This window comes from Pseudohalioglobus lutimaris, assembly GCF_002866825.1.
GTDB classification, from domain to species: Bacteria; Pseudomonadota; Gammaproteobacteria; order Pseudomonadales; family Halieaceae; genus Halioglobus; species Halioglobus lutimaris.
The window spans coordinates 18,936-34,504 of the sequence record NZ_PKUS01000010.1; the positions used below are offsets into that span (position 1 = coordinate 18,936).

General features: G+C 58.5%; 11 protein-coding genes. 3 read left to right on the forward strand and 8 right to left on the reverse strand.

Annotation, left to right across the window (positions count from 1 at the left end; translation table 11 throughout):
- Positions 1–34: 34 nt before the first annotated feature.
- From C0039_RS09565 to C0039_RS09575, 3 genes are all read right to left on the reverse strand, one after another.
- Positions 35–1,405: an FAD-binding oxidoreductase gene (locus tag C0039_RS09565; RefSeq protein ID WP_076001326.1), complete on the reverse strand. Its 1,371-nt coding sequence runs from the start codon at positions 1,403–1,405 to the stop codon at positions 35–37.
- Positions 1,406–1,541: 136 nt separating this feature from the next.
- Positions 1,542–2,315, reverse strand: coding sequence for an SDR family NAD(P)-dependent oxidoreductase (locus C0039_RS09570; RefSeq protein ID WP_076001325.1), 774 nt, complete (start codon positions 2,313–2,315; stop codon positions 1,542–1,544).
- A 14-nt stretch (positions 2,316–2,329) separates the two neighbouring features.
- On the reverse strand, positions 2,330–4,645 hold the full coding sequence (locus tag C0039_RS09575) for an arylsulfatase (RefSeq protein WP_243391586.1): 2,316 nt from the start codon (positions 4,643–4,645) through the stop codon (positions 2,330–2,332).
- 260 nt (positions 4,646–4,905) lie between these two features.
- On the opposite strand from C0039_RS09575, the gene C0039_RS09580 reads away from it, so the two are divergent.
- On the forward strand, positions 4,906–6,180 hold the full coding sequence (locus C0039_RS09580; RefSeq protein WP_076001323.1) for an MFS transporter: 1,275 nt from the start codon (positions 4,906–4,908) through the stop codon (positions 6,178–6,180).
- A 33-nt stretch (positions 6,181–6,213) separates the two neighbouring features.
- On the opposite strand, the gene C0039_RS09585 is transcribed toward C0039_RS09580, so the two are convergent.
- From C0039_RS09585 to C0039_RS09600, 4 genes are all read right to left on the reverse strand, one after another.
- Positions 6,214–7,200, reverse strand: coding sequence for an LLM class flavin-dependent oxidoreductase (locus C0039_RS09585; protein WP_101517952.1), 987 nt, complete (start codon positions 7,198–7,200; stop codon positions 6,214–6,216).
- Between the two features lie 22 nt (positions 7,201–7,222).
- Positions 7,223–7,678: a nuclear transport factor 2 family protein gene (locus tag C0039_RS09590; RefSeq protein ID WP_076001321.1), complete on the reverse strand. Its 456-nt coding sequence runs from the start codon at positions 7,676–7,678 to the stop codon at positions 7,223–7,225.
- A gap of 23 nt (positions 7,679–7,701) precedes the next feature.
- Positions 7,702–9,249: an arylsulfatase gene (locus C0039_RS09595; protein ID WP_076001320.1), complete on the reverse strand. Its 1,548-nt coding sequence runs from the start codon at positions 9,247–9,249 to the stop codon at positions 7,702–7,704.
- Positions 9,250–9,454: 205 nt separating this feature from the next.
- The gene (locus C0039_RS09600; protein ID WP_076002400.1) at positions 9,455–10,627 is read right to left on the reverse strand and encodes an acyl-CoA dehydrogenase family protein; all 1,173 of its coding nucleotides are present in this window, start codon (positions 10,625–10,627) and stop codon (positions 9,455–9,457) included.
- A 177-nt stretch (positions 10,628–10,804) separates the two neighbouring features.
- Here C0039_RS09600 and C0039_RS09605 point away from each other — a divergent pair, with 177 nt between their 5' ends.
- Positions 10,805–12,277: an acyl-CoA carboxylase subunit beta gene (locus C0039_RS09605; RefSeq protein WP_101517953.1), complete on the forward strand. Its 1,473-nt coding sequence runs from the start codon at positions 10,805–10,807 to the stop codon at positions 12,275–12,277.
- 32 nt (positions 12,278–12,309) lie between these two features.
- A complete protein-coding gene (locus C0039_RS09610; RefSeq protein WP_101517954.1) occupies positions 12,310–13,524 on the forward strand; it encodes a CaiB/BaiF CoA transferase family protein in 1,215 nt (404 codons plus the stop codon).
- A gap of 4 nt (positions 13,525–13,528) precedes the next feature.
- Here the strand turns inward: C0039_RS09610 and C0039_RS09615 are convergent, their stop codons facing one another.
- A complete protein-coding gene (locus tag C0039_RS09615) occupies positions 13,529–15,556 on the reverse strand; it encodes an AarF/UbiB family protein (protein WP_101517955.1) in 2,028 nt (675 codons plus the stop codon).
- Positions 15,557–15,569 lie beyond the last annotated feature (13 nt).

A 15,569-nucleotide genomic window follows, 5' to 3' on the forward strand; every position in this document is an offset into this window, starting at 1 on the left:
TCTTTTACCGGAACCGACAACATTGCCTGGCAGTTTACACCTTGAACACCTTGCCCGGGTTCAACAGGTGCTTGGGGTCCAGTGCCTGTTTCACGCTCTTCATTACAGCAATTTCTTCCGGTGAACGAGAACAGTGCAGAAAGTCGCGTTTCTCCAGTCCGATACCATGTTCGGCGGAAATCGACCCCTTCACTTTTGCCAGGTGTTCGTAGACGATCGTCTCGACGGCATGTTTGTCATGTGCCGGGCCCACGCCCAGGTGGATGTTGCCGTCTCCCAGGTGGCCGAAAGTAATCATGCGCGCTTCGGGGAAACGGCGCTGCAATTCCGCCTCCACGCCGCTGATGTAATTTTCCATTTCGCGGATGGGCAGACTTATATCGAACACAGCAATGGGACTGATATTGTGTACCAGTGTTTCCACGTCGTCGCGCATTTCCCATATTTGCGCCGCCTGCTGACTGGACTGGGCGATCACTGCGTCGGCAATATGGCCCTCTTCCATGAGCCCACCGAGGACCGTCATGAACAGTTCTTCCTCTCGTTCCGGGTCCGAACCTTCTGTTTCCAGCAGCACATAGTAGGGATAATTGGTAGGGAGGAACGCCTGGTGTTTTCCGGTCTCTTCTACCATGTAGTGGTAGTGGTTTCGCCACATCACCTCGAATGAGCTGAGTTTGCCCTCGAAATCCGTGCCCAGCTGACGTAATAGCCCTGCTACTTCGCTGAACGTGTTGAGGGCAACAAAAGCGGTTTGCACCGTGCGGGGTGCCGGCCGCAGCCGCAACACGGCGCGGGTGACGATACCGAGTGTTCCTTCACTGCCAATAAACAGGTGCTTGATATCGTAGCCCGCATTGTTCTTCAGCATTTCGTTCATGGAGGAAATAACAGTGCCGTCGGCCATCACCGCTTCCAACCCCAGCACCTGTTCGCGCATCATGCCATAGCGCACTACGCTGTTACCGCCTGCGTTGGTGCCTATCATACCGCCAATGTGCGCACTGCCACGGGCGCCGAAGTCAATTGCAAACAGCCAGCCTGCTTCGCTTGCGGCCTCCTGTACGTTCTGCAGGATAGCACCCGACTGCACCGTCAAGGTGCCCGCTTCGGCGTCGAGATGCTCTATCGCGTTCATCCGTTCCAGCGAGATAACAATATCTTCGGGTTCGCAGGTTATGCCGTTTACCAGTCCGCTAAGGCCACCCCAGGGCACAACCGTCTGGTTTTCCTGGTGACACAGCGCCATTACCCGTGAAACCTGCTCCGTCGTTGCCGGACGCACAATGGCCCTGGCCGGGCAGTTGCCCATGCCCCAGGAATAGTTGGGGCGGGAACTGACGTCATCACCCTTTAACAGTCCACTGGGACCAACGATTTCAACAATCGACTGAAGAATTTCCACGATAACTTCACTCCCGTTCAATCAGTAATTTGTGTGGGCCCATGTCTGAATGAATAGCCCTGTCCACGCAGAATAGACCATCAGCGCCAAACGGAATGTCCACAACGCGACAGTTGGGAATTCTGCTTGCAAACGGTCAAGCCACAGGAGGCTCCCAGTTCACACCGTTTATGTGGCTGCCGCCATCGGCGAACAGGGTGTTTCCGGTTACATAGCGCGCGTCATCAGAAGCAAGAAACGCCACCACACCGCCGATATCGGCCTCCGGGTCACCCATGCGCCCCATGGGGTTCTGCTTGAGCATTAATGCTGCGTTTTCGGGCGTGTACCGTTCGAACCGGTCATAGGCCGGGGTCCTCGCGGCCGGGCAGATAACGTTAACGCAGATGCCGTGTTTGGCCCATTCCCTGGCCGCAGTGCGCGACAGGGCACGCAGTGCTTCTTTTGCCGAGTTATATTCAACGGTGTACGGGTGCGCATTAACACCGTTGAGCGAGCAAACATTAATCACCCTGCCCCACTGCCGGCCCTGCATGGATTCAAAGGCTGCTTTCATCGCCCACCACGGTGCCATGAAACCGCCGGTCAGGGCCCGCTCGAAATCCTCGTCCTCACGGGTTTCCAGTCGCGCCGGGGGGGTGCCGGTGGGATAGGCATTATTGACCAGAATATCTAAATGGCCGAATGTGCTGATGGTCTGCTTAACCGCATCCTCCACCTGTGCCCGGTCCCGGATATCGACCTGTTGAAACACGGCATTGTCCAATGCCTGCGCAACCCTGTTGCCCGACTCAGTATCATATTCGGCGATGACGACCTGCGCGCCGCGCGCATGCAAGGCCCGCGCGATGCCTTCGCCCACACCTTGTCCTGCGCCTGTCACCAGGGCTACTTTATCCTTGAGTACCATTACTGTTACCTTTGCTATAGAAGTTCTATGTTCACGTTGATTATCTTTCCGCCGCTAAACTCGTAACCAGGCGCCGCGTCTTTGGGGTAATGCCCCGCGGGGGAGCCGCTGTCCAGTCCAACATCGAAGGTTTCATCTATCGAGAAAAAAGCGGGCGGTGTAGCGGGCACCCTGGCGCTGCCCAGAACCTCTGTTCCCTGGCGCAGGGTAAAGGTACCACCCTTGCCATAGCCCCCGGGCTGGTCATAGTCGAAGCTGACCTGAAGGTTTTGCCTGCCACGCAACGGGTCCTTGCCCTGAATGCGCACTTGCCCGAACTCAAAGACGCGGTACTCAAATACCGGCGCGCCCTTCCCATCGAGGTAGAGCGACCAGCCTCCCGACGTACCACCGATGGTAGCAATAACGCCACTTGCGGTGCCGCTGGCAACCTGCACATCCGCGACCATCTGCCAGGAGCGGTTGGTCATCGGCGGGGCGCTGCCCTCGGGTATGCCCACGGCTCCCTGCTGGTAGCTGAACCGGGTCCGACCCGCTACAAGACTGGGCATTGGCGTTCGCGTATCGAGCGAGCTGCGCAGGGGCAATATACCCAGCCTGGCTGCCTCCTTCTCAAACAGGGCCTGCATAGCAGCAAGCTTCTGTGGTTGCTCACTGGCGAGATCCCGTGCCTGGCTGAAATCACTGTCCAGGTCATAGAGTTCCCACACATCGTCTTCGAAAGGCGTGGGCCCCATGCGCACACCAACCGTCCAGGGAAGGCGGTCATGGCGCGCAGAGGCCATCCACCCCTGGTGATAAATAGAGCGGTGGCCATGCACTTCAAAGTACTGGGTCGTTTTGTGCTCCGGCGCTGCGGCGCTGTTAAAGCTGGGTAGCAGACTGCTGCCATCGAAGGGTAACTGCTGATGACCTTTCACCGCTTCGGGCAGGGAGAGACCGGCGGCGTCAAGTATGGTCGGGGTGATGTCGTTTACATGGGAGAACTGACTGCGTAAGCCGCCGGCATCGCTTATTCCCGCGGGCCAGCTGACAACCATTGGGTTGCGGGTCCCGCCCAGGTGTGACGCCACCTGCTTGATCCATTGAAACGGCGTATTCAGGGCCCAGGCCCAGCCGGCATTGTATTGCGGGTAGCTTTCGCGGCTGCCGATGTCATCAATGCGCTTGAGTTGGGTCGCTACCGGCTCCTGCAGGCCCTGCAGTGCGCCAAAGTAATTCACACTGCCAGGCAGTCCGCCTTCCCCGCTGCTGCCGTTGTCACCCACAATGTAGACAAACAGGGTGTTATCGAACTCACCGCTGGCCTTTAGTTGGTCGACCAGTCTGCCCACCTGGGCATCCGTATGTGCCAGGAAACCAGCAAACGTCTCCATCAGGCGCTCCGCCACCCGTCGCTCATCCGCATCAAGGCTCTCCCAGGCGGGCAGTTCCTCCGGTCGCGCGGTGAGGAGCGTGTTCCCGGGAATCACGCCTCGCTTCTTCTGGCGTGCAAATATCGACTCGCGCAGGGCGTCCCAGCCGGCTGAGAACTGCCCTTTATATCGATCTATCCACTGCTGCGGCACCTGCAGGGGTGCGTGCGCGGCACCGGTGGCGAAGTAGATGAAGAAGGGTTTATCAGGCGTGACGGCCTGCTGCGTGCGCATCCATTTAATGGCTTGGTCTGCCATGTCCTCGGTCAGGTGGTAATTCTCGCCCGCCGGGCGCATCACCGGAGAGGTCCCCTCATAGAGGGTGGGTTCAAACTGGTCGGTTTCACCGCCAAGGAAGCCATAGAACTTCTCGAAGCCCAGCCCTGTTGGCCAGCGATCAAACGGACCGGAGGGCGATGTCTCCCAGGCCGGAGCCAGGTGCCACTTGCCGAATGCCGCTGTGTTGTATCCATTGCTGCGCAGAATCTCGGCAACGGTGGCGGCATTACTGCTGAGAATGCCCTGGTACCCCGGATAACTGTTGCTGGAATTGAGCACTGCGCCCACGTTTACCGCATGGGAGTCTCGCCCGGTCAGCAGGGAAGCACGCGTGGGTGAACATATCGCTGTGGTGTGAAAACGGTTGTAGCGCAGGCCCTCGGCCGAGAGTTGCTCCAGGGCGGGCGTTTGCGCCGGCCCACCGAAGGTACTGGCCGCCCCGAAGCCAACGTCGTCCAGCAGTACCAGGACCACATTGGGTGCACCGGGCGGGGGCTTCAGAACCTCAATGGCAGGTATATCTTTTGCCATGGCGGGCAGTGCCAATAAGAAAGCCAGCAACAGCATTCGCCGGCTTAGCCTCTGCCAGGACAGCGTGCATCTGAGTAAGTGGAAATGATCTTTTAAATCGCGCATCTGCACTCCTTATTGATTACTGTTCTTCGCGGACGGTTGCTTTTTCGAGGGTCTGTAAAGTGTAGCGCAACCAGCGCAGCAGGCCTTCAGTCGTCAGCCAACCTCACCTGTAATTGCGGCTATGGTCAGACTATTCGTTACAACGCTTGATTTGTGATCAAACCAGAACCAACATACGCCCTTCACCTTCCGGCCAGCTCCCCGGAACTGGCAGACAACAGATTCTCAGCCCCTTTGCACAGAGGATAACAACCACCTCAATGAAAGTTCTACTCACAGTTACTTCCCTGCTCCTGTCGACCGCGCTGCTATTGGTCGGCCACGGCCTGCAATTGACCCTGTTGCCACTTCGCGCCAGCGCTGTCGGCATGTCGGAATTCACCATCGGACTGAGCGCATCTTGTTACTTCCTGGGCTTTGTAGCCGGCTGCCTGAGCATCCCGCGCATCATTGGGCGGGTGGGGCATATTCGTGGTTTCGCCGTGCTAACCGCGATTATGGTCTGCGCCCTGCTCTCCCTGGAGATGCTCGACTACTGGCAGGCATGGCTGGTGATACGCTTTTTGACCGGTATGGCCCTCAGTGGGCTTTACACGGTCATCGAGAGCTGGCTGAACAGCCAGGCAACAGCCCAGACTCGCGGCAGGATACTATCGGTGTATACCTTCGTGACCCTGAGCGCCCTGCTGGCAGGGCAGTTCCTGATCAATCTGGCACCCGTGGAAAGTTCCACCCTGTTCAGTCTGGGCGCAATCTTTCTCGCTCTGGCGATTATACCGGTAGGTCTGACCCGGCGTATGGCACCTAACCCGGTGGAGCCTACCCGCTTTGAGTTCGGCCTGCTGTACCGGCGCTCCAGGCCTGCCTTTGCCGGCGCACTGCTGTCCGGTCTGGTTGTAGGTAGTTTCTGGTCACTGGGCGCTTTGTTTGCCAGCTCCTACAGCGAGTCGGCCATGGACGTGACCTGGTTCATGAGCGCGGCAATAGGGGGCGGTGCATTGCTGCAATACCCCATCGGACTCTTCTCGGACCGCGTGGACCGACGCATTGTCCTGAGCACACTGTGTGTGGGCGGTGCTATTACCGCCGCAGCGGTCGCGATGAGTATCGGCTTTCCCTGGTACCTGGCGACCGTTTTCTTTTTTGGCGCTATGGTCATGCCACTGTATGCAATGGCCCTGGCAACCGTCGCAGACGTCTCCGCCAGCGATGAATTTGTCCAGGTCGGCACGTCGGTACTGCTGCTTAACGCACTGGGCGCTGCTCTGGCTCCATTGCCGCTGGGTCAGTTGATGGCAGTGGCAGGCCCCTCCTCCCTGTTCTGGGCATTCAGCGGCATCTGCCTGACAATGTCCGTGTACCTGGGCTTCCAGTTTCGCAATCCCCGGGCGGTTAGCGTAGAGGAGCAAACGCCGTTTAAGGCCGCTGGCGCCGACACCGCCCCTGCTGTCCTGGAGATGGATCCCAGGGGAGATGAGCAACATGAGCATGCCGAAGCCGTGGTCACGGAAGTGGACAACGGCAAGCTGGACTAGCCTGGTGAAATGTTGCGTGTGCCAGGTGGCGGCTCAGTCCTTTGCCTGCAGTCTCGGTATGACCTGTTCTGAATAAAGCTGCAGACTTTCCCAGGCCGCATCTATGGGGATGCCACCGCAGAGCGGCGAGAGGTTAATCGACCCCTTCTCCACGATACGGGACGCAGCCTGCTCCGGGCTGAGTATGGCGTACTTGCCCTCCTGCCTCAGCGCCGGCAACGTGCTGGCTGCCGACTCGGCGTAAGCGCGCCGGCTTGGATGTGCCCAACTTGCATAGGCCTGCGCGTCATAGAGCAAGAACTCTCCCAGTTCTTTCCAGGCCTTGTCCGGGTCTTCCGCGATGAGCGTCAGACACGGCTCGCGCGGGTAGATGACGAAGCCTTCCTCAAAACCGTGGCCCTTGCATGCGGCCTGATAGGCATCCCCCAGGGCAGGGTCGTCGATGGCTGGCGCGAAATACAAACCGAAACGGGCCGCCCTGTTTGCTGCTGCCACGCTGTTACCGCCAACAAACACTATTGATCGCGCAGGAGTGTGCAGCGACGGTGTCAATTGCACCTCAACGCCCCGGTGCGCAAACGCCTCGCCACTCAATGCACGTAACAGGATGGCCAGTTTCTCGTCGAAGACCTTGCCGCGGCGCTGCCAGTCTGCACCGAATGCCTGATACTCACACTGGCGATAGCCCAGGCCAACGGTAAGATTAAAACGGCCCCGCGAAACCTGGTCCAGCGCGACGATATCTTCGGCCACTCGCAAGGGGTCATGCAGGGGCAGTTGCAGGGCACTGACACTCAAGACAATACGCTGCGTGCACGCTGCAGACGCCATAGCCAGCATCAGTGGGGCGCTAAGAAAACCATCAGAAGTATTGTGGTGCTCGGAAAACCCTGCGACAGAGATGCCTTGTGCATCGGCCCAACGTACCATTTCCAGGCAGGCGCGGGTACGGTCTGCAGGTGTATCAGGACAGGACGGCGCCCGCCGCAGGTCAAACTGCAGCACCGAAAGATGCGTCATCGGCAGTGCTGCGCCACAGCGTTCAGGCCTGTTCCAGCCGCTCTTTTGTTTTCAGCCAACGTACTATCATCTCGCCCATACGCTTGCGGTCATAGGCGTCCTCCTCGTAACTGAACAGGCCATTGCCAGCGTAATGGAGGACAGTCAGGTTGGGCTCCTCGTAGATCTGCCCATCACCGAGGTCCTGCATCCTGTTCAGGACTTCACAAATCACCCAGCCTTTATCTTCGTCGATACTGTACCAACGTATGGGGAAAGCAGTCATGCTGCTGGCAGGAAAGGCCCCCATGGTCTTGCTGATCCACTGATAGATGTTTTCCCGGCCCCAGAAACGCCCGTACTGGTGTTCGAAGTAAGTGGCATCCACAGTGAACATATCAGCCCAGTCTCGCCAGTCCCCTTCCTGTGCGCCCTTCAAGGCCGCCGCCTGATACCTATCGAAGGCGTGCTCCAGTTCATCTCTGGTCCAGCGTCCCATAATCACTCCTCTACGTGACGGATTTAACGGCCCTTGCGCTGTGCCCCCGGCGGCACCTGTGCCCCGTTTGCGCGCATTTGCATCATTTGCTGCATGGACTGCATCATTCGGTCGATAGTGAAACTGGCCGTTGCCTGACGTGGCGGATACTCGCGGAACGTCATCAGCCACTTGCCTACCTCCTGCTGAACGGGGACAAACAGCCAGAGCTGGTCGGCAAAGAATCGGGAATAGAGCCCCGAGTCGATTGATGTTTCATAGGGGTCGGTGCGCAGGTTAATAATACGCGGAAAATTAAGCGCCTCCCTGGGGCCTGACCAGCCTTCCATCTGGAAGGCGAAATGTATTTTCCAGTCGTTCCAGCGCAGCGCGTTTAACTGGGCATTATCATCAAAGTAATAGACGCTATCGCGAGTCCCGGGCCCCTTCCCGGCAAGCAATGCAGTCTGGTCGTAGCCGTCCAGGTGCACCTTGTAAGTGGTATCGCCAGCGCGATGCCCCTTGAGCAATTTTCCCTTGATGTCAGTTTCGCCAGCGGCCGCGAGCAGCGTGGGCAGCCAGTCCTGATGGGAAACAATATCATTGATCACACGACCCGGCGCCACCACGCCGGGCCAGCGGATGAGCGCCGGCACCCTGAAGCCCCCTTCCCAGGTGGAGCCCTTTTCACCACGGAATGGTTCGGAGCCGCCATCGGGATAGGTATTGGTTTGCGAACCGTTGTCGGTGGAGTAGATAACAATGGTGTTATCGGTAATCCCCAGGTCGTCAACCTTGTCCAGTAACTGACCAACATGGTGGTCGTGTTCCATGAGCCCGTCTGCATAAAGACCAAAACCCGAGGCTCCCTGCCATTGCGGCGCCAGTCGCGTCCATACGTGCATCCGCGTGGCATTAAACCAGACGAAGAACGGCTTGCCATCATCGTGCGCTTTATCGATGAACTTCAGCGCGGCGTCGGTGAACTCCTGGTCCACCGTTTCCATTCGCTTGCGGCTAAGCGGCCCGGTGTCTTCGACCTTGCCATCGGCGTAAGAACGAATCACGCCGCGAGGCGCAAACCGCTTATGAAAAGCGGGATCCTTGGGATAGAAGTAGGTTTCCGGCTCTTCCTCGGCATTGAGATGGTAAAGGTTGCCGAAAAACTCGTCGAAGCCGTGATTGCTGGGAAGGAACTCATCCTTGTCGCCCAGGTGATTCTTGCCGAACTGCCCGGTGGCATAGCCATGTGGCTTGAGCAACTCAGCAATAGTCGGGTCCTCCGGGCGCAGTCCGATGTCTGCTCCGGGCAGACCCACTTTGAGCAGCCCGGTGCGCAGGGGATGCTGGCCGGTAATGAATGCGGAACGACCGGCGGTGCAGCTTTGCTCGCCGTAATAATCGGTGAACAACGCGCCCTCCTGCGCAATCCGGTCTATATTCGGGGTCCTGCTGCCGAGCATGCCACGATGATAGGCGCTGATATTGGACCAACCGATATCATCACCCCAGATAACCAGGATGTTCGGCTTGTCGGCTGCAAGTGACGGGGTGCACAGCAGCGCCAGCAATGTCGCAAACAGTTTGGACATTGGTCTTCTAAAAAGGAGCGAGCGCATACGGCCAACCTCATATGATTAATGTTATGGGGCGATTATCCCTAAACCAACGGGCTTTGTTAATGGCTTGTTGTGCACATAACGCCTGCTCAAAAAGCTCATTTGCGATTCGCGGGCGTCTCCATGCTGTGGACCTTGCCACACGGTTAACACGAAGCGACCGCGATGCCCGCGAGGGTTATAACTGATACTGACGAGTGGCCAGGTCACGCATGATCTCTTCGGAGCCGCCACCAATGGCATTTACGCGCACCTCACGGTAGATACGCTCAACCTTGTTGCCGCGCATATAGCCGATACCACCCAGTATTTGCATGGCCTCCCGCGCACAGAATTCCATCGTCTGGCTGCATTGCACTTTGAGCAGGGCGATATCACCAAAATTCGCCGTACCGTCAACCATCTGCCGGCTGCAATGCTGTATATAGGCCTGACAGGCATTGATGCGCTGCTTCATTTCAGCAATCTTGTGGCGGATCACCTGGTGATCTGCAAGCCTCTTGCCAAACGTTTTTCGTTCCTGCGCCCAGTTCACCGCTTCTTCAAGGCAAACCCGTGCGCTGGCTTCCATCATTACGCACATGGCCATGCGCTCCGCATTGAAATTATTGGCAATCACCAGAAAGCCGTGGCCCTCTTCTGCCAGCAGGTTACCTGCCGGCACCTTGACGTTGTCAAAGTAAAGCGTGGCCGTATCGCTACACCACCAGCCCTGTTTGCGCGGCAGCGGTGTGCGACTCACGCCCTGCGCATCTGCGGGAATAACCAGTACCGATACGCCACCGGCACCCTCCGCTCCGGTGCGCACCCCGGCAGTAAACCAGTTCGCCCCCATGCCCCCGGAGATAAAGGTCTTGCTGCCGTTAACAACATAGTGATCACCCTCGCGCACCGCCGTGGTTTGCAGATTGGCGACATCCGAGCCGCCTGAGGGTTCGGTGATAGCCAGCGCGATGCGCTTTTTACCGGCCAGCACGGGCGGTATCACTTCCTGCTTTAACTCGGCTGACCCGAATGCCACCACTGGCGGCAGGCCAATCCCGTGAGACAACAGTGTACTGGGCAGGCCACCCAGGCTGGTCCTGCTGATCTCTTCGCCCACGATACTGTGATGATAGAGATCGATACCCTCCGATGTGCCACCGTACTCCTCTGGATAACCCAGGCCAAGCAGGCCAAATTCAGCGGCCTTGGGCCACAGTTCATCCGGAATGAAACCCTGTTCATCCCATTCATCCACGTAAGGTGCAATTTCTTTATCGATAAAGCGACGTAACTGTTCTCGCCACGCCTCGTGGCTCTCGTTCATAAATGGATTGTGCAGGCGGGCGCTGTCAAAGCTCAGGGACACGGTAGACCTCATCATATTGGTGTTGCGTTGGACTCATATCATGCCAGAGCTCAACCGGCTTTTCTGCACAAGCTTCCCGGGTTACGCGGCATTGGTTTATATAGTCGCCGTCCTGCGGCGGGACGACCGCATTGTTTGCAGCTATAGTCAGCATACACAGCACAATGAGGAGTTCGCTTGAGCAGCAACCGAGAGCAATGGCAGGGCCTACTTGCCGAACTGGACCAGCGCCAGGCGCAGGCCGAGGCGATGGGGGGCGAGGAAAAGATCGCCCGGCAACACGCAAGGGGACGCCTGACTGCGCGCGAACGGCTCGCCCTGCTGTTTGATCCAGGCACGTTAAACGAAATCGGTGCACTGGCTGGCGCCAACCACCCGGGTGGCCAGGTCCCTCTGGCAGGCGATGGTGTGGTCGGCGGTACAGGGCTCATCAATGGCCGCGATGCAGTGGCACTGGCCGAGGACTTCACCGTAAAAGGCGGGTCCATCGGCCACGCCAATGCAGCCAAGCGAACACGGCTGGTGCGCCTGGCACTGGAGCAACGCCTGCCGCTGGTATTGCTGCTGGACGGAGCAGGCGAACGCGCGGGGAACAGTACCGAACGCTACCCCAATACACCCAACGACCTGCAACTGGTGGCCGACCTTCAGGGAAAAGTGCCGGTTGTGACACTTGTTCTGGGCACCTCTGCCGGCCACGGAGCGCTCACCGGCATGTTTGCAGATTTCATTATCATGCTGGAGGGTGCATCCCTGTTTACTGCGGGGCCGCCACTGGTGCAGGCCGCCATGGGGATCACGACCACGCCCGAGGAACTGGGCAGCGCAGTCATGCACGCGACGCGCAGTGGTGTCGTGCATAACCTGGCAGGCAGTGAGCAGGAAGCGTTCAACCTGGCGCGTGACTACCTGTCATACATGCCTCAACGCAGCGGCGAATTGTCGCCGGTGACGAACGAGCGAGCGGAAGCGCAGCCAGGCGATGTCGATGCGCTGCTGGATATCATTCCGCCCACAGGTAACGCATCCTACGATATGCGGGAAGTACTACAGGCCATCGCAGATGATGGCGGTTACATTGAATTACAGCCCGGCTATGGCGGTTCGCTGATCTGTGCCCTGGCCCGCTTCGGTAGCGTGCCAACGATGGTTGTGGCCAATCAGCCAAACGTGCTGGCCGGTGCAATCACTGTGGCAGCGGCCGAAAAGGCAGCGCACTTTATCGAGATTGCCAACGCCTTCGGGCTGCCGCTGCTGACCTTACTGGATAATCCCGGCGTGCTGCCAGGGCCGCAATCAGAACAGGAGGGTGTGCTCAAAGCCGCGGGACGAATGTTTGCCGCACAGCGGCGTTACCGCGGCCGCAAGATCGTAGTTACACTGCGCAAGGCCTTTGGTTTTGGTTCGTCGGTTATGGGCATGAATCCCTGGGACCGGCAGGCGATCAGCATCGCCCTCCCCTCGGTGTCACTGGGCGGCATGCCGGCGATAGGTGGAGCCGAAGCCGCCAAGGCCAGCGCCGAAGATGCTGGCCGGTTGCAGGAGTTACAGTCTGGCGCCTGGGTGCCGGCCGATGCGATGGCCTTCGACAAGGTCGTCAACCCGGCTGCGCTACGCCGTGAAATTATCGCTGTGCTACATCGCACCTGAATACTGGACTATTGAATCCGGGGGCCTGAACTATGGACATCACACTCGACGGTACAGCGACCGGCCCACTCAGTGGAGTGCGCGTACTCGACGTGACCTCGATGATCACTGGCCCACTGTGCAGCCAGATGCTGGGCGACCTGGGCGCTGAAGTCATCAAGATCGAACCTACCCACGGTGAAGTCGCGCGCTGGATGATGCCGCCAGAGCGCGGTGGGCTTACCGGTTTTTACTGCCAGATGAACCGCAACAAGCGTAGCCTCGCACTCAACCTGCAGTCAGCTGAAGGCGTTGCCGTACTGAAAACCCTGGCCGAGAGTGCAGATATCCTGGTGGAGAATTTTCGCGGCGGCGTGGCGGACCGGCTGGGTATCGGCTATGACGACTTGAAAACCTTGAATGAACGTCTCATTTACGTAGCGATTACCGGCTTTGGTCCCTCCGGGCCCTATTCCGACCGACCGGCGTACGACCCGATTGCCCAGGGCCTGGTCGGCATGATGCACATCCAGGGTGCTGCCCACGGGGGCAAACCACAACTGATTCAGTCCGCAATTGTCGACAAAACGACTGCTACTACCGCCGCTGGCGTAACGCTCGCCGCACTCTATGCAAGAGATGGCATCAACGGCACGGCAAAGGGCCAGCGCGTGGATGTGCCGATGATCGACGCCTACGCAGCCAACTCACTGCCTGATATGTTGCCGGTAGACAGTTTCCAGCCATCGGACATGCCAGATACGCAGCCACTTGCCGTACTGCGCACCTTTGCCACCAGAGATGGCCATGTGGTGGGTATGGCGCTGCAGGACAATCATTTCAAAGGACTTTGCGAGGCGCTTGAGTGTACAGAACTGCTGGAGCGCGAGGGCATGCGCAATGTCGTCGAGCGCATCAACGACTTTGAACCCTGGCTGGACGCAATCGAAACAGAGATCGCCAGGTGGCCTACGGACGAACTGCTGGCGCGGTTTGACGCCCACGGTGTTCCATTTGGCAAAGTTAAAACCATTCGTGAGTTCGCCGAGGACCCGCAGGCAAAACACAACCGCACAATCTTTGATGCAGAACACCCTGAGCTGGGCACGCTGCGCTACGTGCGCTACCCGGGCCACTTGTCTGCTACCCCGGCGAGCCTCAATCGCCACCCGCCCCGCCTGGGGGAGCACACCACAGAAATTCTCGAAGCGGCTGGCTATTCAGCAGAGGACATCGAGGCCTTGCGCAGCAGCGGCGTCGTCGCCTGACTAATCAGGCTTGCGTAGCTGGTTCAGATCGGTTCCTGAGCAGACCCACGGGCAGGTCCCTGGCCACCTGGCGCAACAGGCGACGACGATAACCAGTCGCCTGCCGGTAGCCCTCCAGAGAGGGGAAACGGCACATGACAATCATCGCGTCCTGCGCCAGGGCCAGACGTGAAACACCGCTATATATCCCCAGGTACGATCCCACCATGGCAGTAATAGAACGGGTGAGGTGAAGGTAGTCACCACTGATCACAATGCCCTGCCGGCTCATCAATGTACCCAGGGAGATCGCCAGGTCAAGCCGTGCCTTCAAGCCGTCCGTACCTTCCTGATAGAGCACCAGGAGGAAATCAGGACCTATGGGGGTGACGCTGTTCTCAGTGAGCGCCTCGCGAATGTGACCCAGCATTTCCTCGCGCCGTGACCGTAACTGATCCTGTTCGGTACCCAGCCCGATCATGGCATCAGTGATGGCCTGTGCATCGGCGGCAAACACGGCCTGCAGGTAGCGCAGCGCCGGTCGCCAGATCTCGCTGATGTCCACGCTGTTACCCCAGTCGATAAAGTACAGCCGTTGCTCCTCATCGACCAACAGGTTGCCCGGGTGCAGGTCGCCATGGAACTCGCGATAGACAAACAGGTGAGATAGCACCGTGTGTAAAAAGGCGCGCCCTACCTTGCGTCTGGCGCGCAGTGATCGGCGCTTGCCAAGGTCACGGAACGCAGTGGATAGACTGTTGGCGCTCTCCACATACTCCATCTCTATCACGCGGCGGGTTGTCTGGTAAACGCGGGGTACGTGCCAACCACCGGTATAACTCGCGCGCTCGGCAAAGCGGGCCTGTACGCGCGCTTCAGCTTCAAAATCCAGCTCGGCCCTGAAGCCCTCCACGAAAAGATCCACCTGGTCCAGCCACGAGGAAAGGAAGGGAGACAGTTTGGAATGCGGCGCCCAGTACTGGCTGCTAAGTATCGCAAGCTTGATCACCATTTTGCCAATGACAAACTCACGCTCGAGATTGTGGCGGCCCACCTTGACCACTACGGTTTTCAGTTCCTGGCGACCGCGACGATTCAGCACCGGCTTTTCTGCAACGAAAACCGATGCTATAGAGCCGGACTTTAGCGGTTTGGATGCGTCAAAATCATAGTACCGCTTGCCTGGCAGTTCGCCGAAGCTCTCCAGGAAGGCCTGCTCCACTTCCGCAGGGGTCATCGGCTCGACGTCTTCCTGGAACACCGAGAGCGCGTCGCTGATTTCCTCGGGGAGAAAATCCGACCCCGAGGCGGCGACCTGCGCCATTTTGATAAAAAACGGACCGAATTCGCGCACCATCTGCGCCACAATTGCGGCCTGGGCTTTGAAATTCTCCGGGTCGGTGTCGAAAAACTCGCGGATATACGCCAGGGCACCAATTTGCCGACGGAAAATATCCAGGTCCGAGCGCAACATACCGGTTTCGTTGAAGATCTCGCGCAGATGACGATTGTTGCTGTGACGCATGTGCTTCAACTGGTTGATGACGGTCACCAGCAGCGGTTCGTAGGCATTGGCAACAATGCGTGCCACGTCCAGACTGACCTCACCCAGCCCCTTCAATTCGGGCTCGCTCATGAGTTCGTTGAAGAAACGCCAGAACTCTTCTGTGACCTGTTCGGGAATGGGGAAAACTGACCGGGCGGTGAACTGGTCCATCAGGTAGCGCAGCAGGTTTTCGGTACTTTCCTCGTTGGGGAGGATATTGTCAGCGCGAAGGCGTCGCGTGAGCTGGGTCAACTGGGCGGTCACAGGGTGGTCCTGCAACGAGCTGAACAAGGCGTCCAGCGCGGTGTGCAGCTCTGCCTCGGTAATGTCAGCCGACCGGTTGAACAGGCTGGCCAGTGGACGCATGGCCATATAAATTTTGGCCATACCGGATGCATATTCGCCTGTGGAACGCAGCACGCGACCACCCTGCTCGCGCAGTACAGGCAATAGTTCCTCAAGCGTAATAGTGCGTTGCGCGTCCCTTACGGGTTCTGATTTTGACAAACCTCTGTCCCTG

Excerpts from the sequence above, each read along its gene's own strand:
- C0039_RS09570 (WP_076001325.1), bottom strand. The coding sequence starts at position 2,315 with ATGGTACTCAAGGATAAAGTAGCCCTGGTGACAGGCGCAGGACAAGGT.
- C0039_RS09575 (WP_243391586.1), bottom strand. The coding sequence starts at position 4,645 with ATGCGCGATTTAAAAGATCATTTCCACTTACTCAGATGCACGCTGTCC.
- C0039_RS09580 (WP_076001323.1), top strand. The coding sequence starts at position 4,906 with ATGAAAGTTCTACTCACAGTTACTTCCCTGCTCCTGTCGACCGCGCTG.
- C0039_RS09585 (WP_101517952.1), bottom strand. The coding sequence starts at position 7,200 with ATGACGCATCTTTCGGTGCTGCAGTTTGACCTGCGGCGGGCGCCGTCC.
- C0039_RS09590 (WP_076001321.1), bottom strand. The coding sequence starts at position 7,678 with ATGGGACGCTGGACCAGAGATGAACTGGAGCACGCCTTCGATAGGTAT.
- C0039_RS09595 (WP_076001320.1), bottom strand. The coding sequence starts at position 9,249 with ATGTCCAAACTGTTTGCGACATTGCTGGCGCTGCTGTGCACCCCGTCA.
- C0039_RS09610 (WP_101517954.1), top strand. The coding sequence starts at position 12,310 with ATGGACATCACACTCGACGGTACAGCGACCGGCCCACTCAGTGGAGTG.